The 25,927-nt window shown below is 63.5% G+C and carries 23 protein-coding genes; 18 read left to right on the top strand and 5 right to left on the bottom strand.

Annotation, left to right across the window (positions count from 1 at the left end; translation table 11 throughout):
• The first annotated feature begins 6 nt into the window (after nucleotides 1–6).
• On the top strand, nucleotides 7–1,044 hold the full coding sequence (gene ruvB / locus FJ951_RS22585) for a Holliday junction branch migration DNA helicase RuvB (RefSeq protein ID WP_140493220.1): 1,038 nt from the start codon (nucleotides 7–9) through the stop codon (nucleotides 1,042–1,044).
• Between the two features lie 107 nt (nucleotides 1,045–1,151).
• Here ruvB and FJ951_RS22590 read toward each other — a convergent pair whose 3' ends face one another.
• On the bottom strand, nucleotides 1,152–2,420 hold the full coding sequence (locus FJ951_RS22590; RefSeq protein WP_140517556.1) for a cellulase family glycosylhydrolase: 1,269 nt from the start codon (nucleotides 2,418–2,420) through the stop codon (nucleotides 1,152–1,154).
• 57 nt (nucleotides 2,421–2,477) lie between these two features.
• On the opposite strand from FJ951_RS22590, the gene ybgC reads away from it, so the two are divergent.
• The 10 genes from ybgC (at nucleotide 2,478) to ftsH (ending at nucleotide 12,848) form a co-directional block, all read left to right on the top strand.
• Complete coding sequence (gene ybgC / locus FJ951_RS22595; protein WP_140517557.1) at nucleotides 2,478–2,948, top strand: tol-pal system-associated acyl-CoA thioesterase; 471 nt, start codon at nucleotides 2,478–2,480, stop codon at nucleotides 2,946–2,948.
• 267 nt (nucleotides 2,949–3,215) lie between these two features.
• Nucleotides 3,216–3,926: a protein TolQ gene (gene tolQ, locus FJ951_RS22600; RefSeq protein WP_140493236.1), complete on the top strand. Its 711-nt coding sequence runs from the start codon at nucleotides 3,216–3,218 to the stop codon at nucleotides 3,924–3,926.
• An 11-nt stretch (nucleotides 3,927–3,937) separates the two neighbouring features.
• Nucleotides 3,938–4,390, top strand: a complete 453-nt coding sequence (gene tolR, locus FJ951_RS22605; RefSeq protein ID WP_140493239.1) for a protein TolR — start codon at nucleotides 3,938–3,940, stop codon at nucleotides 4,388–4,390.
• 7 nt (nucleotides 4,391–4,397) lie between these two features.
• Nucleotides 4,398–5,552: an energy transducer TonB gene (locus FJ951_RS22610; protein WP_140493242.1), complete on the top strand. Its 1,155-nt coding sequence runs from the start codon at nucleotides 4,398–4,400 to the stop codon at nucleotides 5,550–5,552.
• Between the two features lie 41 nt (nucleotides 5,553–5,593).
• Nucleotides 5,594–6,904, top strand: coding sequence for a Tol-Pal system beta propeller repeat protein TolB (gene tolB / locus FJ951_RS22615; RefSeq protein ID WP_140493245.1), 1,311 nt, complete (start codon nucleotides 5,594–5,596; stop codon nucleotides 6,902–6,904).
• A 37-nt stretch (nucleotides 6,905–6,941) separates the two neighbouring features.
• Nucleotides 6,942–7,313 carry a four helix bundle protein gene (locus FJ951_RS22620; RefSeq protein ID WP_246671772.1) on the top strand — a complete coding sequence of 124 codons (372 nt, stop codon included), beginning with the start codon at nucleotides 6,942–6,944 and terminating at the stop codon, nucleotides 7,311–7,313.
• A 221-nt stretch (nucleotides 7,314–7,534) separates the two neighbouring features.
• A complete protein-coding gene (gene pal / locus FJ951_RS22625; protein WP_140493251.1) occupies nucleotides 7,535–8,041 on the top strand; it encodes a peptidoglycan-associated lipoprotein Pal in 507 nt (168 codons plus the stop codon).
• 212 nt (nucleotides 8,042–8,253) lie between these two features.
• Nucleotides 8,254–9,372 carry a tol-pal system protein YbgF gene (gene ybgF, locus FJ951_RS22630; protein WP_140517558.1) on the top strand — a complete coding sequence of 373 codons (1,119 nt, stop codon included), beginning with the start codon at nucleotides 8,254–8,256 and terminating at the stop codon, nucleotides 9,370–9,372.
• A 58-nt stretch (nucleotides 9,373–9,430) separates the two neighbouring features.
• Nucleotides 9,431–10,789: a tRNA lysidine(34) synthetase TilS gene (gene tilS / locus FJ951_RS22635; RefSeq protein WP_140517613.1), complete on the top strand. Its 1,359-nt coding sequence runs from the start codon at nucleotides 9,431–9,433 to the stop codon at nucleotides 10,787–10,789.
• Nucleotides 10,790–10,922: 133 nt separating this feature from the next.
• Nucleotides 10,923–12,848 carry an ATP-dependent zinc metalloprotease FtsH gene (gene ftsH, locus FJ951_RS22640; protein ID WP_140493260.1) on the top strand — a complete coding sequence of 642 codons (1,926 nt, stop codon included), beginning with the start codon at nucleotides 10,923–10,925 and terminating at the stop codon, nucleotides 12,846–12,848.
• 486 nt (nucleotides 12,849–13,334) lie between these two features.
• Here the strand turns inward: ftsH and FJ951_RS22645 are convergent, their stop codons facing one another.
• On the bottom strand, nucleotides 13,335–14,201 hold the full coding sequence (locus FJ951_RS22645) for a hypothetical protein (protein WP_140493263.1): 867 nt from the start codon (nucleotides 14,199–14,201) through the stop codon (nucleotides 13,335–13,337).
• A 368-nt stretch (nucleotides 14,202–14,569) separates the two neighbouring features.
• On the opposite strand from FJ951_RS22645, the gene glmM reads away from it, so the two are divergent.
• The 5 genes from glmM (at nucleotide 14,570) to serA (ending at nucleotide 21,085) form a co-directional block, all read left to right on the top strand.
• Nucleotides 14,570–15,922, top strand: coding sequence for a phosphoglucosamine mutase (glmM, locus tag FJ951_RS22650; protein WP_140493266.1), 1,353 nt, complete (start codon nucleotides 14,570–14,572; stop codon nucleotides 15,920–15,922).
• Nucleotides 15,923–16,169: 247 nt separating this feature from the next.
• Nucleotides 16,170–17,003 carry an outer membrane protein gene (locus tag FJ951_RS22655; protein WP_140493269.1) on the top strand — a complete coding sequence of 278 codons (834 nt, stop codon included), beginning with the start codon at nucleotides 16,170–16,172 and terminating at the stop codon, nucleotides 17,001–17,003.
• 184 nt (nucleotides 17,004–17,187) lie between these two features.
• On the top strand, nucleotides 17,188–17,952 hold the full coding sequence (locus FJ951_RS22660; protein WP_140517559.1) for an outer membrane protein: 765 nt from the start codon (nucleotides 17,188–17,190) through the stop codon (nucleotides 17,950–17,952).
• Between the two features lie 202 nt (nucleotides 17,953–18,154).
• Nucleotides 18,155–19,330, top strand: a complete 1,176-nt coding sequence (locus tag FJ951_RS22665; protein WP_140517560.1) for a phosphoserine transaminase — start codon at nucleotides 18,155–18,157, stop codon at nucleotides 19,328–19,330.
• 156 nt (nucleotides 19,331–19,486) lie between these two features.
• Complete coding sequence (serA, locus tag FJ951_RS22670; protein WP_140517561.1) at nucleotides 19,487–21,085, top strand: phosphoglycerate dehydrogenase; 1,599 nt, start codon at nucleotides 19,487–19,489, stop codon at nucleotides 21,083–21,085.
• Between the two features lie 141 nt (nucleotides 21,086–21,226).
• On the opposite strand, the gene FJ951_RS22675 is transcribed toward serA, so the two are convergent.
• Nucleotides 21,227–22,129 carry a DMT family transporter gene (locus FJ951_RS22675; protein ID WP_140517562.1) on the bottom strand — a complete coding sequence of 301 codons (903 nt, stop codon included), beginning with the start codon at nucleotides 22,127–22,129 and terminating at the stop codon, nucleotides 21,227–21,229.
• A gap of 213 nt (nucleotides 22,130–22,342) precedes the next feature.
• Between FJ951_RS22675 and FJ951_RS22680 the strand changes: the two genes are divergently transcribed.
• Complete coding sequence (locus FJ951_RS22680; RefSeq protein ID WP_140493285.1) at nucleotides 22,343–23,641, top strand: adenylosuccinate synthase; 1,299 nt, start codon at nucleotides 22,343–22,345, stop codon at nucleotides 23,639–23,641.
• Between the two features lie 74 nt (nucleotides 23,642–23,715).
• Nucleotides 23,716–25,386: a hypothetical protein gene (locus FJ951_RS22685; RefSeq protein ID WP_140517563.1), complete on the top strand. Its 1,671-nt coding sequence runs from the start codon at nucleotides 23,716–23,718 to the stop codon at nucleotides 25,384–25,386.
• Between the two features lie 106 nt (nucleotides 25,387–25,492).
• Here the strand turns inward: FJ951_RS22685 and FJ951_RS22690 are convergent, their stop codons facing one another.
• Together FJ951_RS22690 and FJ951_RS22695 are read right to left on the bottom strand one after the other, a co-directional pair.
• Nucleotides 25,493–25,654 carry a CcdB family protein gene (locus tag FJ951_RS22690; RefSeq protein WP_318012521.1) on the bottom strand — a complete coding sequence of 54 codons (162 nt, stop codon included), beginning with the start codon at nucleotides 25,652–25,654 and terminating at the stop codon, nucleotides 25,493–25,495.
• On the bottom strand, nucleotides 25,654–25,896 hold the full coding sequence (locus FJ951_RS22695; RefSeq protein ID WP_140493291.1) for a type II toxin-antitoxin system CcdA family antitoxin: 243 nt from the start codon (nucleotides 25,894–25,896) through the stop codon (nucleotides 25,654–25,656). The genes FJ951_RS22690 and FJ951_RS22695 overlap by 1 nt, the downstream gene beginning before the upstream one ends.
• Nucleotides 25,897–25,927 lie beyond the last annotated feature (31 nt).

Raw genomic sequence — 25,927 nt, forward strand, 5'->3', positions numbered from 1 at the left:
GGCGGCATGAGCCTTTCCCCCCGTCTGATCGCTCCGGAAAAACGCGGCGAGGATGCCGACCAGAGTTTGCGGCCCCAGACGCTTGACGATTTCGTCGGCCAGGCGGCGGTGCGGGCCAACCTCAAAGTGTTCATCGAGGCCGCCAAGGGGCGCAAGGAAGCGCTCGATCATGTGCTGTTCGTCGGGCCGCCAGGTCTAGGCAAGACGACGCTGGCGCAGATCATGGCGCGCGAGCTCGGCGTCAACTTCCGCTCAACCTCCGGACCGGTCATCGCAAAGGCCGGCGATCTCGCTGCACTCTTGACCAATCTCGAGGAAGGCGACGTCCTGTTCATCGATGAGATCCACAGGCTGAACCCGGCGGTGGAAGAGATCCTCTATCCGGCGATGGAGGATTTCCAGCTCGACCTGATCATCGGCGAGGGGCCGGCGGCGCGCTCGGTCAAGATCGATCTTGCCCGTTTCACCCTGGTGGCCGCCACCACGCGGCTCGGCCTGCTCACCAATCCGCTGCGCGACCGCTTCGGCATCCCGGTGCGGCTCAACTTCTACACGGTCGAGGAACTGGAGCAGATCGTGCGGCGCGGCGCACGCATCCTGCAAATGCCGCTCGGCGATGACGGCGCGCTGGAGATCGCGCGGCGCGCGCGAGGCACGCCGCGCATCGCCGGCCGGCTGTTGCGGCGCGTGCGCGATTTCGCTTCGGTCGCCGGCGATGGTCATGTGAACCGCTTGATCGCCGACGAGGCCTTGACCCGGCTGGAGGTCGACGCGCTCGGCCTCGATGCGCTCGACCGCCGGTATCTTTCGATGATCGCGCGCAATTTCGGCGGCGGGCCGGTCGGCATCGAGACGATCGCCGCCGGCCTGTCCGAGCCGCGCGATGCCATCGAGGACATCATCGAGCCCTATCTCATCCAGCAGGGTTTCATCCAGCGCACGCCGCGCGGCCGTGTGCTGACGGCCAATGCCTGGCGCCACCTCGGCCTCGACGCGCCGAAGGACCTGGCGCAACAGCAGATCAATTTATTCCAGGAAGAATAGCGGCCCCCGGCGGCGGCGTTCGGGCCGGCGATCAAGCGTCGCAACCGCTTTGCGGTGTGCGACCGGAGATCTTGCTGATCGATCCCGGCGGTGTGGAGCAACGGCGCTCAGTGAAGCGACCGGATCACGTCCAGCACATCGTGCTCGGCCTTTTCGCCGTTGAAAGCATCGACGATGCCGAAAGCGCCGCCGTAACTCCAGACCGACCAGGAGAAGCCATGCGCCTCGGCGCGCGCGATCATGTCCCGGACATAGGCGGCACGATAGCCGGCCGGCATCACATAGGGATTGCCGTATTCCTGGCGGATCATGCCGAACTCGCCCAGCGTGACGTTTTCCGGCCTGATGCGGTTGGCCTTCGCCCAGGCGTCGACGGCCTTGAATGGGGCGTCCATGAGACCAAGCAGCTTGGCGTCGGTGTCCATGCTGGCTACCTGCTCGTCGAGATAGGCAAGCAGCCCGCCCTGCCGCGCCCAAGGTGCCTCGGTCTTGATCCTGGCGCGGATGGCGTCGAGCGTGACGTCGAGCTCAGCCGGCGGCACCGCGGTCAGCGGGTAGGGCAGGTCGGTCACATAGGGAATGAAATCGCCGGCCCAGGTCGCGCCCTGATGGGTAAGCAGGAACGGATCGTAGGAATGGAAGGTCCAGATGACGTTGTCGTCCGGGATCGCCATCGGATCGATTTTTTCCAGCGACGACGCCGCGGAATAGCAGGCCCCGGTCAGCACAAGCGTCAATCTCGTCGCCGAAGAACGCGCCGCGGCGAACAACCTCTGCTGGCGTTGCGGCCACAGGCTGGTGCCGTCGGCGTCGCAGTCGACGATCGGTTCGTTCATCGGTTCGAAGGCCACTTGCCCCGGATCTTCCCCGGCGAGCGTGTGCGCCATCTTGCGCACCACCTCGACATAGGCATCGAATGTCACCGGGTTGTTCATCACCTCGGCCATGCCGATCTTGCGCCCACTGCCGGCGGGGATCAGATGCATGTCGACGACAACCTTCAGGCCGGCGCGGTTGATCATGCGGACAGAGTCCAGCACGCTGGCATAGAGATCCTCGCGCAAGGCCATCGTATTTTCGGAAAGGAAGGGCGAAGGATCGACCGGCATGCGCAGGAAATCGAAGCCTGCATGCTTCAGAGCCTCGAGATCGTCGTCCTTGAGAAATTTGCGCCATTCCGGGTAGGGCAGGATGGCCTTGGCGTTGCCCCATTGGTCTTCGCCCGGCCAGGTCACCCACTGGTCGAGATTGAGCCCGCGCTTCATGGAGAAGGTCGCGGCTTGGCCCGGCCGGGCCAGAGCCATAACGACGAACAGAGCCATCACCACGAACAGCGCCGTCGCCAAGGTCTTGATCATCGCCGTCAACAGTGCCATCCGATGCCATGTCACGCGCGGCACAGGTGCCTTGCCGCGACTGAAAAAGGAAGCGCAATGGACGATCATGGTGAATCCGCGACCTTGCTGGCGGGGATTTCCGGTGCGCTGACGGCGTTCGGCCATCGGCTGATGGCGCGGGTCTATTATGCCGACACCGATTTCTCCGGCGTCGTCTACCACGCCCGCTATCTCGAATTCCTCGAGCGCGGCCGCTCCGACTATCTGAGGCTGAGCGGCGTCCACCACACCGAACTTGCCGATGGCAAGCATGGCGAAAGAATAGTCTGGGTGGTGCGTCGCATGGAGATCGACTTCCGCATGCCGGCCCGCATGGACGACATCCTGACGATCGACACCCGGACCGAGGAAATCTCCGGCGCGCGCATCTTCATGGCCCAGCAGCTCAGGCGCGGCGACGAGATGCTGGTCGAGGCCAGGGTGGAGGCGGCGATCATCGGCGAGAATGGCCGGCCACGCCGCTTCCCCAGGGAGTGGATAGCAGCGTTCATACCCAAGGCAGGCTAAAAGGTCGGCCTCGTAGGTATCGCCGGTGCCGGCTTGAAGCGCGGCAATGCGCCGCGCCTGATCGACTAACCCATCCTTAACCATAACGGTTCATGAAGAGATTGGTGAAGATTGGCGCTATCCAGCGCCTTCCTTTCACCAACATTTGCCCCGAAAAGGCCGCGAAAGGCACGTTTTGGGGTTGTTCCGGTAGCTTCGCGCGAACCGACCACAAGGGATGCCAGGGGCCAGCCGCCAGCTTCGCCCGGAAATCTTAAGGACGTTACGATGGAAAATATCGCACTCGCCGAACCGGGCGCGCAATTGTCGATTTGGGCGCTGTTCATGCAGGCCAGCTGGGTGGTCAAGCTGGTCATGATCGGGCTGCTCTGCGCCTCGGTCTGGACCTGGGCGATTATCGTCGACAAGCTCGTATCCTATGCCCGCATGCGGCTGGCGCTGAACCGGTTCGAGCAGGTGTTCTGGTCGGGGCAGTCGCTGGAGGAGCTTTACCGAACGTTGGCCGACCGCAAGACATCGGGCATGGGCGCCATCTTCGTCGCCGCCATGCGCGAGTGGAAGAAGAGTTTCGAAAAAGGCGCCAAGACGCCGCTCGGCTTGCAAACCCGCATCGATAAGGCGATGGACCTGGCGCTGACCCGCGAGATGGAGAAGCTCGAAGGCCGCCTCGGCTTCCTCGCAACCACGGGCTCGGCGGCCCCGTTTATCGGCCTGTTCGGCACCGTCATTGGCATCATGACGTCGTTCCAGGCGATCGCCGGCTCCAAGAACACCAGCCTGTCGGTGGTCGCGCCCGGCATCGCCGAGGCGCTGCTGGCGACCGCCATCGGCCTGCTCGCCGCCATTCCGGCCGTCATCGCCTACAACAAGCTGTCATCGGATGCGAGCAAGATCGCGGTGCGCATGGAAGGGTTCTCCGACGAGTTCTCCGCCATACTCTCGCGCCAAATCGATGAAAAAGTAGCGCCGAAGGCCTGAGGAGTAAGCCGATGGGAATGTCCGTAGGCATGGCTGGACGCGGCGGACGCGGCCATAGGCGGCGCGGCCGCCATCATGGCCTCATCGCCGAGATCAACGTTACGCCGATGGTCGACGTGATGCTGGTGCTGTTGATCATCTTCATGGTCGCCGCGCCGCTTTTGACGGTCGGCGTGCCGATCGATCTGCCGGATACGCAGGCCAAGGCGATGAATGCCGACACCCAGCCGATCACCGTTTCGATCAATGCCGCCGGCCAGATCTATCTCCAGGAAACCGAAATCCCGATCGAGGAATTGGTGGCGAAGCTGCAGGCGATCTCGAAGACCGGCTATGACGAGCGCATCTTCATCCGCGGCGACAAGTCCACCGACTACGGCACGGCGATGAAGGTGATGGCCCGCATTTCGGCCGCCGGCTACAAGAATATCGGCCTGGTTTCACTGCAGGAACAGGATCAATAGACCCACTATGAGGACCGGCCTCACCACATCGGTGATCATGCATGCGGCGCTGATTGGCTTCGGCCTGTTCACGCTGTCGGCACCGGCCGCGCTTCCGTCGGCCGACGTCGAGTCGGTCGCTGTCGACATCGTGCCGATCGAAGCCACTGCCCAGGTGCTGCAGGGCGACAAGAAATCGGTGGTGCATGAAAAGCCGGCGCCCTTGCCCACGCAGCGTCCCGATGTGGTGCCGGACGCGCAGAAGGTCGGCGAGAACAGCGTCGATACCGACAAGCCGATAACGCCCGAGGCCAAGCCGAAGCCGGTCGACATGACGTCGGCTCCGCCGCCGGCGCCAACGCCGATCGAAAAGCCGAAGACCGAGGACGTGCCGAAGCCGCAGGAAAAGCCCAAGCCGACGCCGGCCACGGAAGTGGCTCCCGCGCCGCAGCCCAAGGAAGAGGTCAAGCCCGAGCCGGTCAAGCAGACCGAGCCGAAGCCGGCGCCGGCCAAGGAGCCGACGCCCGCACCGCCACAGGACAAGACCGCGGCCATCGAGCCGACGCCCGAGGTGAAGCCGGACGCGGTCGCCCAGGCGATCGCCAAGGACCAGCCTGACGATGCCCAACTGCCGGACTCCGCGCCCGCGCCTCAGGCGCGGCCGAAGCCGCAGCCGGCACAGGCCGAAAGCGCCAAGGCGCCGGAGCGCAAGGACGCCGACAAACCGGTCAAGGAGGCTTCATCCAAGCCGAAATCGGAGGACAAGCAGTTCAATTCCGACGAGATCTCGGCCCTGCTGGACAAGCAGAAGCCCTCCGGCGGCGGCGCCAAGCGTTCGACACAGCAGGCTTCGCTCGGCGGCGAGAAGGACCAGGGCCAGAAGCTGTCGAGATCAGAACTGGGCGCCCTGTCGGATCAGCTTGGCGGTTGCTGGACATTGCCGGCGGGGCTGGAGGGCTCGGAGAATTTCGTCGCCGTGGTCATGTTCAACCTCGACCCCTCGGGCAAGCTGGATGGCCGGCCCACCGTCGAGAAATCGAGCGGGAATCGCCAATTCGATGAAAGCGCCGTGCGTGCGGTTCAGAAATGCAACATGGCCGGCCTTCAGGTTCCGGCGGGCAAACAGGACATCTGGGCCCAGGTCCGTGTCACTTTCGATCCGAGGGAAATGCTTGGCCTTTGAGGCCTGCCCTCCGCAGAATCAGTGAAGAGAAGCGAGAAGACATGAAATTCATCCTCAAGCCGCTCCTGATGGTCGCGACAATGGCGCTGGGCTCGATGGCCGGCGCCGTCATGCCTGCGTGGGCGCTCGTCGAGATCAACGTCAACAAGGGCAATGTCGAGCCGCTGCCGATCGCTATCACCGATTTCCAGTCGGGCGATGGGCTTGGCGCGCAGATTTCCGGCATCGTCACCGCCGACCTGAAGCGCTCGGGCCTGTTCGCACCGATCGACAAAAGCGCCTTCATCGAGAAGATCGCCAATCCTGACGCAGCGCCTCGCTTCGACGACTGGAAGGTGATCAATGCCCAGGCTCTGGTCACCGGCAGCGTCAGCAAGGAGGCCGACGGGCGCATCCGCGCGCAGTATCGGCTGTGGGACACGTTCGCTGGACAGCAGATGTCGGGCGAACAATTCTTCGCCAACGACGCCAATCAACGACGCGTCGCTCACATCATCGCCGACGCCATCTACGAGCGGCTGACCGGCGAGAAGGGCTATTTCGACACGCGCGTCGTTTTCATCGACGAGTCCGGCGCCAAGAACGCGCGCAAGAAGCGCCTCGCCATCATGGACCAGGACGGCGCCAATGTGCGCTATCTCTCGGACGGCAGGGCGATCGTCTTGACGCCGCGCTTCTCGCCGAACCGGCAGGAAATCACCTACATGTCCTATGAGAGCGGCCAGCCGCGGGTGTATCTCCTGCAGATCGAGACCGGCCAGCGCGAACTGGTCGGCAATTTTCCGGGCATGACGTTTGCGCCGCGCTTCTCGCCGGATGGCCAGAAGGTGATCATGAGCCTGCTGCGCGACGACGGCAATTCCAACATCTTCGCCATGGACCTCAGGAGCCGCTCGACGACCCGGCTCACCAACTCGACCGCCATCGACACTTCGCCTTCCTATTCGCCCGACGGCAGCAAGGTGGTGTTCACCTCCGACCGCGGCGGCCGCGCGCAGATCTATGTGATGGGCGCCGACGGTTCGGGCCAGACCCGCATCTCCTTCGGCGACGGGGTCTATTCGACGCCGGTGTGGTCGCCGCGCGGCGATCTCATCGCCTTCACCAAGCAGACCGGCGGCGAATTCCAGATCGGCGTTATGAAGACCGACGGTTCGGGCGAGCGCATCCTGTCATCCGGCTTCCAGCAGGAAGGACCGACCTGGGCGCCGAACGGCCGCGTGCTGATGTTCTTCCGCGATTCCGCCGGCGGCCCGAAACTGGTTTCTGTCGATCTCACCGGCCGCAACGAGCAGTCGATCCCGACCGCGAACTTTGCCTCCGATCCGGCCTGGTCGCCGCTGCTGGAGTGAGAGGAATTGGAGAAATGAAGAAATGAAGAATTGAGGGATGGAGAGAGAAGCGGGCTACATCAAGCGCGCGAAGGATTTGGATGTCTATAGGCACGCTTATGGGGTTTCCCTCGACGTCCACAAGGCCACGCTTGTTTTTCCGAAAAACAATACGCGTTGGCTGACCAAATGCGGCGATCCAGCAAGGCGATCTGTGCCAATCTGGCTGAAGGATTTGCCAAACAGACCCATTCCAGGCCCGATTTGCGCGTTCATTTCGATGGCCATGGGATCATGCAGCGAAGTAGAGACGTGGATTTCGTATGCGTTCGACCTTGGCTACATCACCCACGCGCAGCGCGATGAATGGCTGCAATCCTATGTCCATATCTATGGAATGCTGGTGAATCTCAGGAAGAAGTTGAAATGACCCTTTTCCTCATTTCTTCAATTCCTCAATTCTCCATTTCCACCTCTTTGTCGCGTTTTGGCCGCATTTCCGCCTAGGGTCCGCGCCAACTGTGGCCCGGATCAAAGGGCTGCGGACGGGCGGCCTAAACCAAATTTTAACCGTGTTTCTTGAATGCCGGTTAACCCAAACGTGGTTACTGGGTGATCAACGAAATCACTCGAATGCGAAGGAGAGGCGGCATGAGCCGTATCGCAGCACTTACCAGAAATCCCGTCATGATCGCGCTGGTGGCGATGCTCGCCATTGCCGGTTGCGCTTCGAAGAAGACGCCCAACAGCGCCGCCGATCTCGGCCTCAACGGCGCCGGTGCCGCAACGCCCGGATCGGCGCAGGACTTCACCGTCAATATCGGCGACCGCATCTTCTTCGACACGGACTCCTCCTCGATCCGCGCCGACGCCCAGACGACGCTGTCGCGCCAGGCGCAGTGGCTGAACCAGTACAAGCAGTATGCGATCGTCGTTGAAGGCCATGCCGACGAACGCGGCACGCGCGAATACAATTTGGCGCTCGGTGCCCGCCGCGCCGCCGCCACGCGCGACTTCCTGGTCTCCAAGGGCGTCTCCGCCAACCGCCTGAAGACCATTTCCTACGGCAAGGAACGGCCGGTCGCGGTTTGCGACGACATCTCCTGCTGGTCGCAGAACCGCCGCGCGGTCACCACGCTCAGCGGCGCCGGTTCCTGACATTTTTCGCGCGTCGAGCGACGCGCGAAAAACACGACGACAAAAATGCAACACAGGTTTGCGAAAGGCGGCTGAAAGGCCGCCTTTTTCATGTTTGGTCCCTTCAAACAAAATTTGGCCGAAGTCTCGCGTCCTGCTATGAGCCGAGGGCGCTTGGCTGGTCCCATACCGATTGGAAGGCGCGAACAAGCTAACGACACGGCGAGAGGCATATGCATTTGAGATCAGTTCTGAGCGGCACGCTTGCGCTGCTGCTCCTTTCAGGCGTCACCGCGATGGCGGGTGGCTTAGGGACTGATGGCACGGGACAGCCAGCCGACAGCGGCTTCTCGTTCCATCTGCCCAGCATCGAGCTGCCTGGCGTTTTCGGCGAAAAGAAGAAGTCGGACCAGGTTCAGTTCGCGCAGCAGTCGACTGGCACAGGCGCCACCGGGCTCGAGGACCAACTGCGCCAGATGAACGGCAAGATCGAGGAACTGAACTTCCAGATCCTGCAAATGCAGGAGCAGATCCGCAAACAGCAGGAAGACAACGAGTTCCGCTTCCAGCAGCTCGAAGGCGGTACGCAGGGTGCGCAGCAGCCGGCCGGGCAGAAGTCACAGGCCGCGCCCGCCGACAGCGATGACAGCGTGGCCGAGGCGCCGGCCACGCAACCGCCTGCGAAGGCCGACAATCGGGCAGCGGCCGGCCAGTCGGCTGGCGGCGGCCAGAGCGTCGAGGACGTCATCGTCGAATCCTCTGACGGTGATCCGGGCAAGGTGATCCCCGGAACGGGAGCGCCCGAAAAGACCTTCGGCAGCATCACCGTCGACAAGAACGGCAATGTGGTCGATGCCGGCGGCAGCACGCAGGCGACCGCACCGGCGCAGGATGTCGCTCCAGCCACCGGCGCTCCGGCCAAGAGCGGCAAGTCCGACGGCACGGTGGTTGCGGCGCTGCCTTCCACGAACGATCCCGAGGAGCTCTACCGCAACTCCTACCAGTTCATCCTTTCGGGCGACTACGGCACCGCCGAACAGGGCTTTCGCGACCACATCGCGCGTTTTCCCCGTGACGCGAAAACGGCGGATGCGCACTATTGGCTGGGCGAATCGCTGCTTGGCCAGCAGAAATACCGCGATGCCGCGGAGGTCTTCCTCGCCGCCAGCAAGGACTATCCCAAGGCCAAGAAGGCCCCCGACATGCTGCTGAAGCTCGGCGTGTCGCTGGTCGGCCTGAAGCAGCACGACGTGGCCTGCGCCACCTTCAGCGAGGTCGGCAAGCGCTACCCCGACATTTCCAACACGCTCAAGGAGCGCGTGAAGCAGGAAAAGGCCCTGGCGGCGTGCTAGCCCTTCTCCTGCCTGCCGTTGCCTTGCCGTCGGAGCCGTGTTCGGGCGACATGCATTGATGCTCGACACGGAGCCTGATCTTTCGAAAGACCTTTTTTCGCACATCGACTTTACCAGCGGCGCCGTTGCGGCCGTATCCGGCGGCAGCGACTCGACCGCCCTACTTCTCCTTCTCAAACGACATCTCGACCGAACCGCGCCGTCCGCGAAGCTGCTGGCGGTGACGATCGACCACGGTTTGCGGCAGGGCGCGGCGGCCGAAGCGGAAGCGGTGGCCAGGCTTTGCGCCGCGCACGCCATCGCGCACCGCATCGTCGCCTGGTCCGGACGCAAGCCGTCGACCGGGCTGCCGGCCGCCGCGCGGGAGGCTCGCTACCGGCTGCTGGCCGAGGCGGCGCGGGAGGAAGGCCTCGGTCTGATCGTGACCGGTCATACGGCGGACGACCAGGCCGAGACGGTGCTGATGCGGCTAGTCCGAGGCAAGGGCGCCCGCGAGGACGGGCGCGGCCTCGCCGGCATGGCACCGGTCACCTTGCACGACTGGCACGAATGGATCGTGCGGCCGCTCCTTGGCATTCGACGCTCGGCTTTGCGCAACTTCCTGCGGCGCGAGCATGTCGGCTGGGCCGAGGACCCGACCAATGCCGACGCGGCCTTCGAGCGACCGCGCATGCGCGCGGCACTGGCCGGCGCTGACGGTGCGCAGCGCATCGATGACGCATTGACGCTGGCGGCGCGCGAGAGCGAGGCGCGCAGCCGGCTTGGCATCCGCGCCGCGGATTTAATCGCGCGCTTCGCCAGCCAGCCGGCGCCGGGTCTTGTCCGCCTCGATCCGACCCTGCTTTCGGCCGGCGACGATCCGGCGGCCGTCTATGCGCTGCGCATCCTCCTCGCCATAAGCGGGGGCGTTGCGTTTCTGCCGGACCAGGCGCGATGCGAGGCGCTGTTCGGTAGGCTGAAGGCTGGATTTCTTTGCGCCACATTGTCGCGGACGGTGGTCGATTCCAGGCGCGCCGGCATCTTTCTGCGCCGCGAGACGCGAGGCTTGCCGCCTGTAGTCGCGGCCACCGGCGGGCTGCTCTGGGACGACCGCCGGAACATCACGTTGGACGACGGCGGCAGTGCATTGTTGATCGCGCCGTTCGGGGCAGCGGCGGCGAAGCGTCTGGCAATCGCGGAAGGCGAGACGCCGCGCAGCCTCGTGCGCGCCGCCCTGGCCTGCGAGCCGGCATCGCGGCAAGCCGTTGAAAACCCTGGCCTGCCTCAGGGTGGGCAGGCGTCGCCGGGGTTCACGGCACAGGCCGTCGTCGCCCCCTTTGTCCGTTTCCTGCCGTCCTTCGACCTGGCGCCGGCGCGGGTCGTCGCCGAATTGATCGGCGCACCGTTGCTTCCCGCGCCGCCTTTCAAGCGGCCATAGCGCCGGTCGGTCATGGGCGAAAGCTTAACCCACACGTGCTGTTCTGCTTGGCAAGGGGGGGCGCTCTCCCTATGTTAGGCTCAAGTTTCCTCTCACGACGCGTGTCCGCCCGCGGACGCCAACGGGACAATTGATGAATCCGAACTATCGCAACCTCGCGCTCTGGGCGATCATAGCGGTCCTGCTCATCGCCCTCTTCAATCTGTTCCAGACGCCGCAGACGCGTGGGGCTTCGAGCGATGTACCTTATTCGCAGTTCCTGCAGGATGTCGCGGCGGGCCGGGTCAAGACGGTGACCATCGCCGGCGCCCGCATCTCCGGCACCTACACCGACAATTCGAGCGGCTTCCAGACCTATTCGCCCGGCGATCCGTCGCTGGTCTCGCGGCTGCAGGACAAGAACGTTACCATCAATGCGCGGCCGGAGACCGACGGTTCAAACTCGCTGTTCGGTTACCTGATCTCGTGGCTGCCGATGATCCTGATCCTCGGCGTATGGATATTCTTCATGCGCCAGATGCAGTCCGGCTCCGGTCGTGCCATGGGCTTTGGCAAGTCGAAGGCCAAGCTTCTGACCGAGGCGCATGGCCGCGTCACCTTCCAGGACGTCGCCGGCGTCGACGAGGCCAAGGAAGACCTGGAGGAGATCGTCGAGTTCCTGCGCGATCCGCAGAAATTCCAGCGGCTCGGCGGCAAGATCCCGCGCGGCGTGCTCTTGGTCGGCCCTCCGGGAACCGGCAAGACGCTGCTCGCCCGCTCGGTCGCCGGCGAGGCCAACGTGCCGTTCTTCACCATTTCGGGTTCGGACTTCGTCGAGATGTTCGTCGGCGTCGGCGCCAGCCGCGTGCGCGACATGTTCGACCAGGCCAAGAAGAACGCGCCCTGCATCATCTTCATCGACGAAATCGACGCGGTCGGCCGTCACCGCGGCGCGGGTCTCGGCGGCGGTAATGATGAGCGCGAGCAGACGCTAAATCAGCTGCTGGTCGAGATGGACGGCTTCGAGTCCAACGAAAGCATCATCCTGATCGCCGCCACCAACCGGCCCGACGTGCTCGACCCGGCGCTGCTGAGGCCCGGCCGTTTCGACCGCCAGGTGGTGGTGCCGAACCCCGACATCGTCGGACGCGAGAAGATCCTGAAAGTGCATGTGCGCAACGTGCCGCTGGCGCCCAATGTCGACCTCAAGGTCGTCTCCCGCGGCACGCCGGGCTTCTCCGGCGCCGATCTGATGAACCTCGTCAACGAGGCCGCCCTGATGGCGGCGCGGCGTAACAAGCGCCTCGTGACCATGGCCGAGTTCGAGGACGCCAAGGACAAGATCATGATGGGCGCCGAGCGCCGCTCCTCGGCCATGACCCAGGCCGAGAAGGAGTTGACCGCCTATCACGAGGCCGGTCACGCCATACTGGCGCTCAACGTGCCGTCGGCCGATCCGCTGCACAAGGCGACAATCATTCCGCGCGGCCGCGCGCTCGGCATGGTCATGCAGTTGCCGGAAGGCGACCGCTATTCGATGAGCTACAAGTACATGATCTCACGGCTTGCCATCATGATGGGCGGCCGCGTCGCCGAGGAGTTCAAGTTCGGCAAGGAGAACATCACGTCGGGCGCTTCCTCCGATATCGAGCAGGCGACCAAGCTGGCGCGCGCCATGGTCACGCGCTGGGGCTTTTCCGACAAGCTCGGCCATGTCGCTTATGGCGACAACCAGGAGGAAGTGTTCCTCGGCCATTCGGTGGCGCGCACGCAGAACATCTCGGAAGAAACCGCGCAGATCATCGACGCCGAGGTGCGGCGCCTGATCGACGAGGCCTATTCGACCGCGAGGTCGGTGCTGACCAAGAAGAAGAAGGAATGGATCGCGCTGGCGCAGGGCCTGCTCGAATACGAGACGCTGTCGGGCGACGAGATCAAGCAGCTGATCGCCGGCGAGAAGCCCGCGCGCGATCTCGGCGACGACACGCCGCCGAGCCGTGGTTCGGCCGTGCCGAAGTCGGGCCGCCGCAAAAAGGGTCCCGAGCCCGAGGGCGGCATGGAACCGCAGCCGTCGAGCTGAACTCGGCCAAGAACAAATTGAGAAACGCCGCGGTTCGACCGCGGCGTTTTTGTTTGGGGCAGGCTGCTGAGTTTCTCCGTGGCCTGCGCCTGCAAGGTTGGTTAGGCGATTGGCGGAAGCCGGCGTGGCAGCAGCCAATCTTCCCACTTTGTGGAAGATGCCGGGCAGCTCAGCGGGGGCAGCGTCCGCCGACAAATCGAGTTAGGCCTTCCGGGCTGCGGGGGAGGATCTCTCTTGCCGTTCGACGATTCCTCGAGCCACCCTCGCCCAGCTTTTCGTGAGTGCGAGGCAACCTGGCCGGGAGCAGGCAACGATCCTTCGTGCCCCCCCCCTTCTGGCCTGCCGGCCATCTCCCCCACGAGGGGAGTTTGCAGCGTCGCCGGCAACGCGCCTCTCGTCAGCGGGGATTCCTGCTGAAGCCGCGGGCAAAAAAGCCCGCGAACCCTGCGGCTCGCGGGCCTTACTTTCCTCAAATAGTGCTGTCGCTCAGCTCTTCAGCTTGGCATTGCACAGGCTGTAGAAGCCGCCGCCCTTCTGGATCCACTTCAAGCCGCCAAGCGTGTTGGCGTCCTTGTTGGCATAGTACTGCTGGAGGCAGGTATGCATGCGGGCCTTGGCCGGGGTTTCGGTGGCGAATTTCGGCGAGATTGCGGTCGGGAAACTCACGCCCTTCGGCGCAGCGACAGTCGGCTTTGCCGGCTCCTTGGTGTAGGTCGCCTCTGTTGGAGCCGGGACGGTGTCATCGTCCGAGGCGCTGGCGCCGCATTCGGCCTTCCGGAAGTCGTTCCACTTCATGCCGTTGAGCGTATTGGCGGTCTTGGCAGCCTGGTACTTGCTGCTGCAGTCGGCCATGCTCAGGCCCTTGCCCGAGCTGTCGGTCGCCGCAGCCGTGGTCGCCGCCTTGGTGGTCGCCGGTTTGGTGGCGGCGGCAGCGGATGCGCCGGCGGCAGCGGACGCGCCGGTGGCGCATTCGCTCTTGCGGAAGTCGTTCCACTTCATGCCGTTGAGCGTGCCGGCGGCCTTGGCCGCCTGGTACTTGGTGCTGCATTCCTTTGCGGTCAGGCCTTTGGCTCCGTCGTCGGCGGCGGCCGCAGCCTTGGTCGCCTTGGCCGGCTTCGTATCGGCCGCCTTGGTGTCCGCTGCCTTGGCGTCGGGCTTGGCTGTCGCGGCGGCATCAGTGCCGCACTGCGCCTTGCGGAACTGGTTCCAGGTCTGGCCGGCAAGTGTCCCCGCGTCCTTGGCCGCGTTATACTTCGTGCTGCACTCGGCCATCGTCAGCGCGTTGGCTGGCGCGGCCAGGAATAACGTCGCGACCGCAAGGCCGGTCAAAGTGGCAAGTCGGTGGATGAGCATAGCGTTTCTCCGTTGCAGCAGCCCATTATACGTCCCAGCAAATCAATAACGCTCAACGGTCGGTTGCGCCAGATGCTAAGTGGCGTATACATCGCCGAAACCCGGCTTCTGCCGGCAAGGTGATGAAATCGTTGCCTGTTGCCGGCTGGAAGACAAGAATTTGTGGGTAAATCCATGTCGAATGGTCCACAGGCATGGTATATTGTGGCGAGGCAGCGCCATCACGCTAGGTTGCGCCAGTCTGTGTGCAATGCACAACAAGGGTTTTCTAAAGGATTGGTAACAGATAATCACGAAATGTGATCGTAGTGCGCCGGCCAATTATGGCATGACGTACCGGGCAAGAACCACCGGGGACACTGACTAGCATGGCAGGAAATTATTTCGGCACGGACGGTATTCGCGGGCGCGCCAACAAGTTTCCAATGACGGCGGAAATCGCGATGAGGGTCGGCATGGCGGCCGGCCTGTCCTTCCAGCGCGGGAGCCATCGTCACCGTGTGGTGCTCGGCAAGGACACCAGACTTTCCGGCTACATGATCGAGAACGCCATGGTGGCGGGCCTCTGCGCCGCCGGCATGGACGTGTTCCTGCTCGGCCCCATCCCGACGCCGGCGGTCGCCATGTTGGTGCGTTCGCTGCGCGCCGATATCGGCGTCATGATCTCGGCCTCGCACAATCCTTATTACGACAATGGCATCAAGCTATTCGGTCCCGACGGCTACAAGCTCTCCGACGAGATCGAAGAGCGCATCGAGAGCATGCTGGACAAGGATATCGAACTGGCACTCGCCGATTCCGACGGACTTGGTCGCGCCAAGCGCGTCGATGGCGTGCATGACCGCTACATCGAGTTTGCAAAGCGCACCTTGCCGCGTTCGATGTCGCTTTCAGGTTTGAGGATCGTCGTCGATTGCGCCAATGGCGCCGCCTACAAGGTTGCCCCCGAGGCGCTTTGGGAGCTGGGCGCCGAAGTGGTGGCCATCAATGTCGAGCCCAACGGCTTCAACATCAACAAGGAATGCGGCTCGACCCATCCGGCAGGCCTGCAGAAGAAAGTGCACGAGGTGCGCGCCGACATCGGCATCGCGCTCGACGGCGATGCCGACCGTGTCGTCATCGTTGACGAGAACGGCGCGATCGTCGACGGCGACCAGATCATGGCAATGATCGCCGAGTCCTGGCACCAGAGCGGGCGGCTTGCCGGCGGTGGCGTCGTTTCGACGGTCATGTCCAATCTCGGCCTCGAACGCTTCCTCGGCGACATGAAGCTGCAATTGCACCGCACCAAGGTCGGCGACCGCTATGTCGTCGAGCATATGCGCGCGCACGGGCTCAATGTCGGCGGCGAGCAGTCGGGCCACATCGTGCTGTCGGACTTCTCGACCACGGGCGACGGCCTGGTTTCGGCGCTGCAGGTGCTGGCCTGCATCAAGCGGCAGGGCCGGCCGGTCAGCGAATTGTCGAAGAAGTTCGAGCCGGTGCCGCAACTCCTCAAGAACGTCCGCATCGCCGGCGGCAAGCCGCTCGAGGAAGCTCCGGTCAAGGCTGCGATCGAGGACGCCCGTCAACGCCTCGGCAAGGCGGGGCGGCTCGTCATCCGGCCGTCCGGCACCGAGCCGCTGATCCGTGTCATGGCCGAGGGCGACGACCCGCAGCTGGTCGAGGCCGTCGTCAACGACATCGTCGAGGTCATCTCGGAAACACGCAGCGCCGCCTAATCTCAGGAGCATCCGGAGGGCCGACGCCGCTCTGATTGCTTCGAAGCCCGCCCGTCCGGCGGGCTTTTGTTTGCCTGCGGAACTGGCTCGAGACACATGGAACCATCCGAATTCCTCAAATGCTCGAGATTCGTGGTTAATAGACAGGGTTAAATGCCTTTTAACCTTTGCAATTCATTATCCACGCCTGAAAGCCAATCTCATTCGGACGCGACCGCTGTTCCGAGGGTTTCTAGGGGTGACAAGCATGTTCAATACAGCAAGAAAGGCCCTGTTCGCCGCGCTGTTCGCGGGCCTGGCATGGCCGGTGTTCGCGGCCGACCTTCCGGAGCCGGTGGTCGAAGAGGCGCCGCCGCCGGTATACGAGCAGCCAGTCGATGTCGGCGGCTGGTACATTCGCGGCGATCTCGACTACCACAAGTCGAAAGTGCGCGGCATCGATTACACGACCTACACCATCGATCCCTGTAATTGTAACGTCATTCCCGGCGACAGGAGCTTCGATTTCGGCAAGCTCAAGGGCGGCTTCTCGCTCGGCGCCGGCGTCGGCTACAAGATCAACGATCATTTTCGTACGGATTTGACCGCCGATTACTGGTTCAAGTCGAACTTCGACGGCGGAACCTCGGACGCTTTCTCGACGTCGACCGAAGTGTCGAAAATGAGCGCCTTGCTGCTGCTGGCCAACGCCTATGTCGATCTCGGCACCTATCACGGCATCACGCCCTATGTCGGCGCCGGCATCGGCGGCGCGCATGTCAGATGGGACGATGTCAGGGACCCGAACACCACCGAGTTCAACCCCGGTGCGAAAAGCTGGCGCTTTGCCTACGCGCTCATGGCCGGCGCTTCCTACTGCCTGACCGACAAGCTGATCCTGGACGCGGGCTATCGCTACAGCCACATCCAGGGTGGCCGCATGTTCGAGTGGGATATCAGCAGCGCCGGGCCGGGCTTCGACCGCGGCATCGACACGCATGAGGTGCGCGGCGGCCTGCGGTACCAGTTCGGCGGCAACAACGGTTGCGCCGCGCCGACGGTGGCCTATCAGCCCGAACCCGAGCCGATCTACACCAAGTAACATCCGACCATCCAACGGTCCGAAACCGCCCGGCATCAGCCGGGCGGTTTTCGCTTGTCTGGCTGCCCGAAAATCATTCGCTAACGCTCTGTTAGCCTTAACCCCGACTTAACCACTATGGTTAACAATGCTTCCTGAAACGATGGCTGCCGTCTGGTGGCGCCGAAATCGGGAGCAGGGGATCATGAAACTCACATCGCGTATGGCGCCGGTGCTTGCCACATTCGCCATCATGCCGCTGACGCCTGCGCTGGCCGCCGACTATGATCCCCCGGTCTATGTCGACCAGGCGCCCGACTACGTGCCGGTCGAGGTCGGCTCGGGCTGGTATCTGCGCGGCGATGTCTCCTACCTGGTAGAGAAGAGCTTCAAGAATGAGGATTTCGCCTTCACGCCGGCGAGCTTCGACAACGAGGAAGACCCGGTCTTCGCCAGCATCGGCTTCGGCTACCACTTCAACGATTATCTGCGTGCCGATCTCAATCTGGGTTACCTGCCCGGCAACAAGATCCGCATTGGCTATGACGATTCAGCGACCGCGGCAGAGGCGACCCTGGCGTCGGCGTCCCTGAAGAACTATGCCTTTTCAGGCATGCTCAACGGCTATGTCGACCTTGGAACCTATGTCGGCATAACACCCTATCTCGGCGCCGGCATCGGCATCGTCAGGAGCACGCACAAGCTCTCGGCGAGCTATTTCACCGACAATGGCGATCCAACCGACGACTTCGGACTGAGTGACGACAAGACCAAGTATTCCTTCGCTTACACGCTGAATGCCGGCCTTGCCTATCAGGTGTCGAAGAATGTTTCCGTCGATCTCGGCTATCAGTATTTCTCGGCGCCCGACGCCGAATATGTGACGGCCGAGAGCCTGACCTCGTTTCCGGTCCACAAGGGAATCAGCAATCATCAGGTTAAGCTCGGGCTACGCTACGATCTCTGGTAGTAGGCTGGCATACATGAACCCTGGCGGCGGATCTCTTCGGTCCGCCGTTTGCGTTTGAAGCTCACGAGATCCTGATCGCGGGTCGCCAGTATCCTGCCCGCGACAAAAACTTTCCCCTTGACGCCCGAAGCCCGAGCGCATATCGCCGTCCGTGGGCCACCCCTCCCCAACGAGGGGCCACTATCTGGAAGGATAGACCACCATGACGACGCATACGAAGCCCGGACTCCGTCCGGCAAACCCCAATTTTTCCTCAGGTCCCTGCGCGAAACGCCCCGGCTGGTCGGTCGAGGCGCTGAAAGCTGCCGCGCTCGGCCGTTCCCATCGCGCCAAGATCGGCAAGACCAAGCTCGAACAGGCGATCGCGCTGACGCGCGAAATTCTCCAGGTTCCTGCCGACTACCGCATCGGCATCGTGCCGGCGTCCGATACAGGCGCCGTCGAGATGGCACTCTGGTCGCTGCTGGGTGAGCGCGGCGTCGACATGGTCGCCTGGGAGAGTTTCGGCTCCGGCTGGATCACCGACGTGGTCAAGCAGTTGAAGCTTGCCGGTGTGCGCAAGCTCGAGGCCGGTTACGGCGAACTGCCGGATCTCGGCAAGATCGATTTCGACCGCGACGTGGTCTTCACCTGGAACGGCACGACCTCGGGCGTGCGCGTGCCGAACGGCGATTTCATCCCGGCCGATCGCAAGGGTCTGACCATCTGCGACGCGACATCGGCCGCCTTCGCGCAGAAGCTCGACTTCGAGAAACTCGATGTCGTGACCTTCTCCTGGCAGAAGGTGCTGGGCGGCGAAGGCGCGCATGGCATGCTGATCCTGTCGCCCCGCGCCGTCGAGCGGCTGGAGAGCTATAAGCCTGCATGGCCGCTGCCGAAGATCTTCCGCCTGACCTCGGGCGGCAAATTGATCGAAGGCATCTTCAAGGGCGAAACCATCAACACGCCGTCGATGCTGTGCGTCGAGGACTATCTCGACGCGCTCAGCTGGGCGAAATCGATCGGCGGCCTCGATGCGCTGGTCGCCAGGGCCGACGCCAACGCGGCCGTGCTCGACCGTTTCGTCGCGAAATCCTCCTGGCTTGGCCATCTCGCCGTAGAGCCGGCGACGCGGTCGAACACGTCCGTCTGCCTGTCCTTCACCGACGGACAAGTCGCTGCACTCGACGCCGACGCACAGGCGGCCTTCGCCAAGGGTCTGGTTTCAGCGCTCGACAAGGAAGGTGTCGCCTATGACATCGGTTCCTATCGCGACGCGCCGCCTGGCCTGCGCATCTGGTGCGGCGCAACGGTCGAGACCTCCGATCTCGAAGCTCTGCTGCCCTGGCTCGACTGGGCCTTCGCCGGCCAGAAGGCGTCGCTGAAAGCGGCAGCCTGAAACTCAATAGCTATTTTCTGGAACAGCCCTCATCCGGCCGCTTCGCGGCCACCTTCTCCCACAAGGGGAGAAAGATCGGCGCCTGACCTTCTCCCCCGTGGAGAAGATGCCTGAGCGAAGCGAAGGCGGGTGGGGTAAGCAACAAGGACCAATCCCATGCCTCGCGTTCTCGTCTCGGATAAACTTTCCACCACCGCTGTTCAGATCTTTAGGGATCGCGGCATCGAGGTCGACTATCTTCCAGATCTCGGCAAGGACAAGGAGAAGCTGCTTGAAGTGATTGACCAGTATGACGGCCTCGCCATCCGCTCGGCGACCAAGGTTACCGAGAAGCTGATCAATGCCGCCACCAGGCTCAAGGTCGTCGGCCGGGCCGGTATCGGCGTCGACAATGTCGACATACCGGCGGCCAGCCGCAAGGGCATTATCGTGATGAACACGCCGTTCGGCAATTCGATCACGACAGCCGAGCATGCGGTAGCGATGATCTTCGCGCTCGCCCGCCAGATCCCGGAAGCCAACGCCTCGACGCATGCAGGCAAATGGGAAAAGAACCGCTTCATGGGCGTCGAGATCACCGGCAAGACGCTCGGCGTCATCGGCTGCGGCAATATCGGCTCGATCGTCGCCACGCGCGGCGTCGGCCTGAAGATGCATGTCGTCGCCTTCGATCCGTTCCTGTCGGACAAACGCGCCGAGGAACTCGGCGTCGACAAGGTTGAACTGGACGAGCTCTTCGCCCGCGCGGACTTCATCACGCTGCACACGCCGTTGACCGACAAGACGCGCAACATCATCGATGCCGCCGCGATCGCCAAAATGAAGGACGGCGTGCGCATCATCAACTGCGCCCGTGGCGGGCTGGTCGTCGAAGCCGACCTGGTGGCGGCGCTGAAGAGCGGCAAGGTGGCCGGCGCCGGCATCGACGTGTTCGAGGCCGAGCCGGCCGAACAGAACGCATTGTTCGGCATGGAGAATGTGGTGGCCACCCCCCATCTCGGCGCCTCGACGGCGGAGGCGCAAGAGAACGTCGCGCTGCAGGTCGCCGAACAGATGGCCGACTACCTGATCAAGGGCGCCGTCTCCAACGCCATCAACATGCCGTCGATCACCGCGGAGGAAGCGCCGCGGCTCAAACCCTTCGTCAAGCTCGCCGAAGTGCTTGGCGCCTTTGTCGGCCAGGTCACCGAGGACCCGATCAAGGAGGTGGAAATCCTGTTCGACGGCTCGACCGCGACGATGAATACGCGCGCGCTGATCAGCGCGGCCCTTGCCGGGCTGATCAGGCCGCAGGTAGCCGACGTCAACATGGTGTCGGCGCCGATCATGGTGAAGGAGCGCGGCATCATCGTCGCCGAGGTCAAGCGCGACAAATCGGGCGTGTTCGACGGCTATATCAAGCTGACGGTCAAGACCGAGCATATGACGCGCTCGATCGCCGGCACCTGTTTTTCCGACGGCAAGCCGCGCTTCATACAGATCAAGGGCATCAATCTCGATGCCGAGGTCGGCCAGCACATGCTCTACACGACCAATGCCGACGCGCCGGGCATTATCGGCCTGCTCGGCACGGTGTGCGGCGAGAACGGCGTCAACATCGCCAACTTCCAGCTCGGCCGCAACCGGCCGGGGGGCGATGCCATCGCGCTGCTCTATCTCGACGCACCGTTCCCGGAAAAAGTGCTGGAGCAGGTGCGGGCGCACAAATCGATCGATTCGGCCAAGCGGCTGCAGTTCGACGTCGGCAGCGTGTAGGGCTTGTCTGCTGGGGCAATGCCGCCCCGGCAGTCTCGTCCGACGACGTGGCGGCGGTGCGCAAGGAATTGCAGTAGTCCTGCGAATTGCCGGGCGAGCCGACGCTCTCCTTGAAGCTGACGATCGGGGCGCGAAGCGAGTTTACCGGGGCCTCGGCATGGCTGCCTTGCGGCCGCTATATTCGGCAAGCGCGATGCCGCCCAGCACGAGGACGAGCGCCAACGCCTGGTAGAGCTGGAATGTCTCGCCGACGATCAGCACCGATAGCAGGGTGCCGAAGATCGGCACCAGGTTGATGAACAGGCCGGCCCGGTTGGCGCCGATCAGCTCATTGCCCCTGATGTAGAATATCTGCGAGACGACCGAGGCGCCGATCGCGGTATAGACGATTACCGCCCAGCCGCGCGCGTCGGGAACGATGACCTTGCCGGCCGCGATTTCCCATAGGAAGAACGGCAGCGAGGTGACGAGCGCGGCGAGCGACATGGCCAGCATCAGGCTCTGCCATTGCATGGCAGGCTTCAGCCGCAACCCGACCGAATAGCCGCTGTAGAGGATGACCGCGACCAGCATGATGGCGTCGCCGAAATTGAGTTCCAATGTCAGCAGCCGGCGCGGATCGCCGTGGCAGGCGGTCAGGATGACGCCGAAGATCGTCAGCACCACGCCCGCGATCTGCGCCCAGTTCACGCGAAGGCGGAAGAAGATGAAATTGGCTACGATGATCAGGATAGGCATCGCCGCCTGCTCGATCGAAACGTTGATCGCGGTCGTGTAATTGAGCGCCGTATAGAAAATAGTGTTGAACAAGGTGAAGCCGCTGGCGCCAAGCGCGGCGAGCACGAACCAGTGCCTGCGCACGACGGGCCAATCTCTTTTCAGCGCATTCCAGCCGATCGGCAGCAGGATTGCTACTGCCAACACCCAGCGCAGGAAGACCAGCGTCATCGGTGAGACGTGATCGACCGCCAGCTTGCCGGCCACCGAGTTGCCGCCCCACAGCAAGGTGGTGAGCAGCAGGAACATGTAGGCGCTTCGGTGCATGGCGGGTCGCAGCGGGAAGAGGTGAATGGGGCGTGCCCGCCGGCCTATTGCCCGCGCCTGGACAAGTAAATGATGTCAAAGCTGAAAATTGTTGTGCCTCAGCCCATTTTCGGCGGCAAAGAAAGGTCGCATCGGCCTGCTCTTGACGTTATAGAGGCCTGTCGTTTCGAACCGTATCCAAGCCGCGCGGCGGCGCCTCGAAGGAAAAGAAACATGGCCAATGTGGTGGTCGTCGGCTCGCAATGGGGTGACGAAGGCAAGGGCAAGATCGTCGACTGGCTGTCGGAGCGCGCCGATGTCGTGGTGCGTTTCCAGGGCGGCCACAATGCCGGCCACACGCTGGTCGTCGACGGCAAGGTCTACAAGCTGTCGCTGTTGCCGTCGGGCGTCGTGCGGCAGGGCAAGCTGTCCATCATCGGCAATGGCGTCGTCTTCGATCCGCACGCATTCGTCGCCGAAGTGGCGAAGCTCAAGGGGCAGGGCGTCGAGGTAACGCCGGAGCGCCTGAAAATAGCCGAAAACACAGCGCTTATCCTGTCCCTGCACCGGGAACTGGACGGCTTCCGCGAGGACGCCGCTTCAAATTCCGGAACCAAGATTGGCACGACCCGCCGCGGTATCGGCCCCGCCTATGAGGACAAGGTGGGCCGGCGCGCGGTGCGGGTGATGGATCTGGCGGATTTGGAAACACTACCCTTGAAGGTCGACAGGCTGTTGACGCATCACAATGCACTGCGTCGCGGCCTTGGCCATGCCGAAGCCACGCATGACGCGGTCATGCAAGAGCTGACCTCGGTCGCCGGCGAAATCCTGCCCTACATGGACCGGGTCTGGAAGGTGCTCGACGACAAGCGCCGGGCCGGCGAGCGCATCCTGTTCGAGGGCGCGCAAGGCACGCTGCTCGACATCGATCATGGCACCTATCCGTTTGTCACCTCGTCCAACACCGTCGCCGGCCAGGCGGCAGCCGGTGCCGGCGTGGGCCCGGGCGCCATCGGCTATGTGCTTGGCATCACCAAGGCCTATACGACGCGCGTAGGCGAAGGTCCGTTCCCGACCGAGCAGCAGAACGAGATCGGTGAATTCCTCGGCACGCGCGGCCATGAATTCGGCGTCGTCACCGGCCGCAAGCGCCGCTGCGGCTGGTTCGACGCGGTGCTGGTGCGCCAGGCCGTCGCCGTCAACGGCATCAAGGGCATCGCCCTGACCAAGCTCGATGTGCTTGACGGGCTGGACGAGATCAAGGTCTGTACCGGCTACCGCCTCGACGGCGAGACGATCGACTATTTACCCGCCAGCCAGGGCGCGCAGGCCCGCGTCGAGCCAATCTACGAGACGCTGGAGGGGTGGAAAGGCACCACCGCCGGCGCGCGCAGCTGGAACGACCTTCCGGCCCAGGCCGTCAAATATGTCCGCCATATCGAGGAGTTGATCGGCGCGCCGGTCGCGCTCCTCTCCACCAGCCCGGAACGGGACGACACGATACTTGTGACCGATCCGTTTCAAGACTAGTTTCTCAAGCCTTTCCGGGCGTTGCGGCTGATTTGCGGAGGCCGGCCCGGAGCACAATACAGGTCGACTGACGCATGGCGAAAGATTTCGTTTCTGCTCTGAGGGATACGATAAACAATTTTGGCGATCCTACGCCGGAGCTGCGGGCCAAAGTCTACGACAAAGCGCGCTCGACGATTGCAAAGAAGATTGCCGAGCGCGAGCCGCCGCTTTCGCCGTCGGAAGCCGAAAGGCAGAAGCGCGGCCTGGAAGACGCCATATCGAGGCTCGAGCGCGAATATGCCAAAAGCGTGCCGGAGACCGATCCGCTTGCCGAACTGGAGCACATATTTTCCTCCATCGATCGCAACAAGAACCAGTCGAACCATACCAAACAGCCGGTAAAGGCGGAGCCGGCCTGGCCGGCAGCGCCTGCCTCGAAGGCTGAACCCTACAAGCCGCCGCCCCCCGCTCCGGAGCCCGACATCTCCAGGCCTGCATCGCCCGCCGCCGAGGTCGAGCCGAACTGGCAAAAGCCCGTACCGGTGCAGCCGGCCACGGAGTTCGACGACAGGGCTCAGCCTGGCATGGATGTGGGTCAGGACGACGAGCATGCCGATGTCTTTGCGAGCGACGAAGAGGCTGCGGCCGCCGACACTTTCCAGCGCTTGCGTCCGGCTGAACGCAAGCGCAGCTATGGCGGGCTGATTGCCGCTGCCGTTGCGTTGCTGGTCATTGCCGGCGGCGGCTATGGCATCTGGCTGAACAAGGATGCCTTCGGCAAGATGCTGGGTCTGGGCGGCGGCAGCAAGGTCGCGACGACCGAGCCGGTCAAATCGACACCCGCCAAGCCGGCGAGCGATGCGGCGGCAACGCCCCCGGCACCTGCGGCTAGCGGTGCCGAGCCCGAAGGGACACCGAAGTTCACTCAAAGACTGACACCGCAAGGAAGCGAGGTCGATCCTGGCCCGGCCGGCGGACAAAGCGGCGTGGGCGAGGGCGAGTCCGTCGCGGCGCTGACGACGCCGCCTTCAGCCACGACCACCCCGGCCTTGTCGGCTCCGGCAGGAGGCACGCCGGCCGCAGGCGCGCCCGCCGGGACCACGCCCCCTGCACCGGGCGCTGCGCCGGCGGCGACCGCACCCGCGGCGCCGGCTGACAACGCCGCCACGCCGCCCTCGCCTGCCGGTGCGCCGACGCAAACCTCTCTGCCGGTCGGCCAGAAGGCGATCTTCTATGAGGAGCGCACCAGCACCGCGCAGGGTTCGGCCGAGCCGGGCAACATCGTCTGGTCGCTGGTGCAGGAATCGCCCGGCGGCGACCTGCCGCCTGAGCCGGCGATCCGCGCCGAGGCGACCATTCCCGGCAAGGACATCCAGTTGCGCATGACCATCCGCCGCAACACTGACCAGACGCTGCCGGCCAGCCACATCATCGAGATGATCTTCCTGACGCCCGACGGTTTCGAAGGCGGCGGCGTCGACAACATCCTGCGCGTGGCCATGAAGAGTTCCGAGCAGGATGCCGGCAGCCCGCTGATCGGCATTCCGGCCAAGATCGCCGACGGCTTCTTCCTCGTCGCGCTCAACGACACCAAGGCCGACGAGGACGCCAACCTGACCTTGCTTCGGGGACAGGACTGGATCGACGTGCCGGTCGTCTACAAGACCGGACGACGAGCGTTGCTGACGATGGAAAAAGGCATTCCCGGCGAGAAGGTGTTCGACGAGGCGATCAAGGCTTGGCAGGCGAAGACGGCGGGCTGAGCCGACGGCAACGGTCGGCTCCGGTCAGAAGCCTTGGAACAGCATGTCGAGCGCGGCGACGATGTCGTCGTGGTGCTTGGAGAGATTTCCCTCGGCATCCGGCAATTCAGTGGCCATCAAGGCAGAGCCGGGGGCCAGGAACGGGGGCTGTGTCGGGCGGCATCAACGGAATGACGACTCTCGTGTTCAGCCTCTCAAGAAGGTCGGACTGAACATCGACAAGGTAACCACTGCCTCCGGCATTCCGATAGAGATCGTAACGGGCCATCAAAACAGCGGGCGTGTGGCCAATGGCAACCCGTTCCGCTCGACATAGGCGTTGGAGCTCACAATCGCCTCAAAGTTCTCCTCTTGCCACCGACGCGTTTTTTCCGCCGCGATGGCCTTCGCAATACCTGCCTCGGCGGCGCGCGAGAGATTGATACCCGACGCTTTGGCGTCTTTGATCAGCTGAGCGTCAATGGATGTATTGACAGACTTTCGCTGAGGTTTTGTCGTCGATTGAAGCACGGAGACAGCCCTCTTTTAAGCGCATAACGTA

Source organism: Mesorhizobium sp. B2-2-3 (assembly GCF_006442405.1).
Lineage (GTDB): Bacteria > Pseudomonadota > Alphaproteobacteria > Rhizobiales > Rhizobiaceae > Mesorhizobium.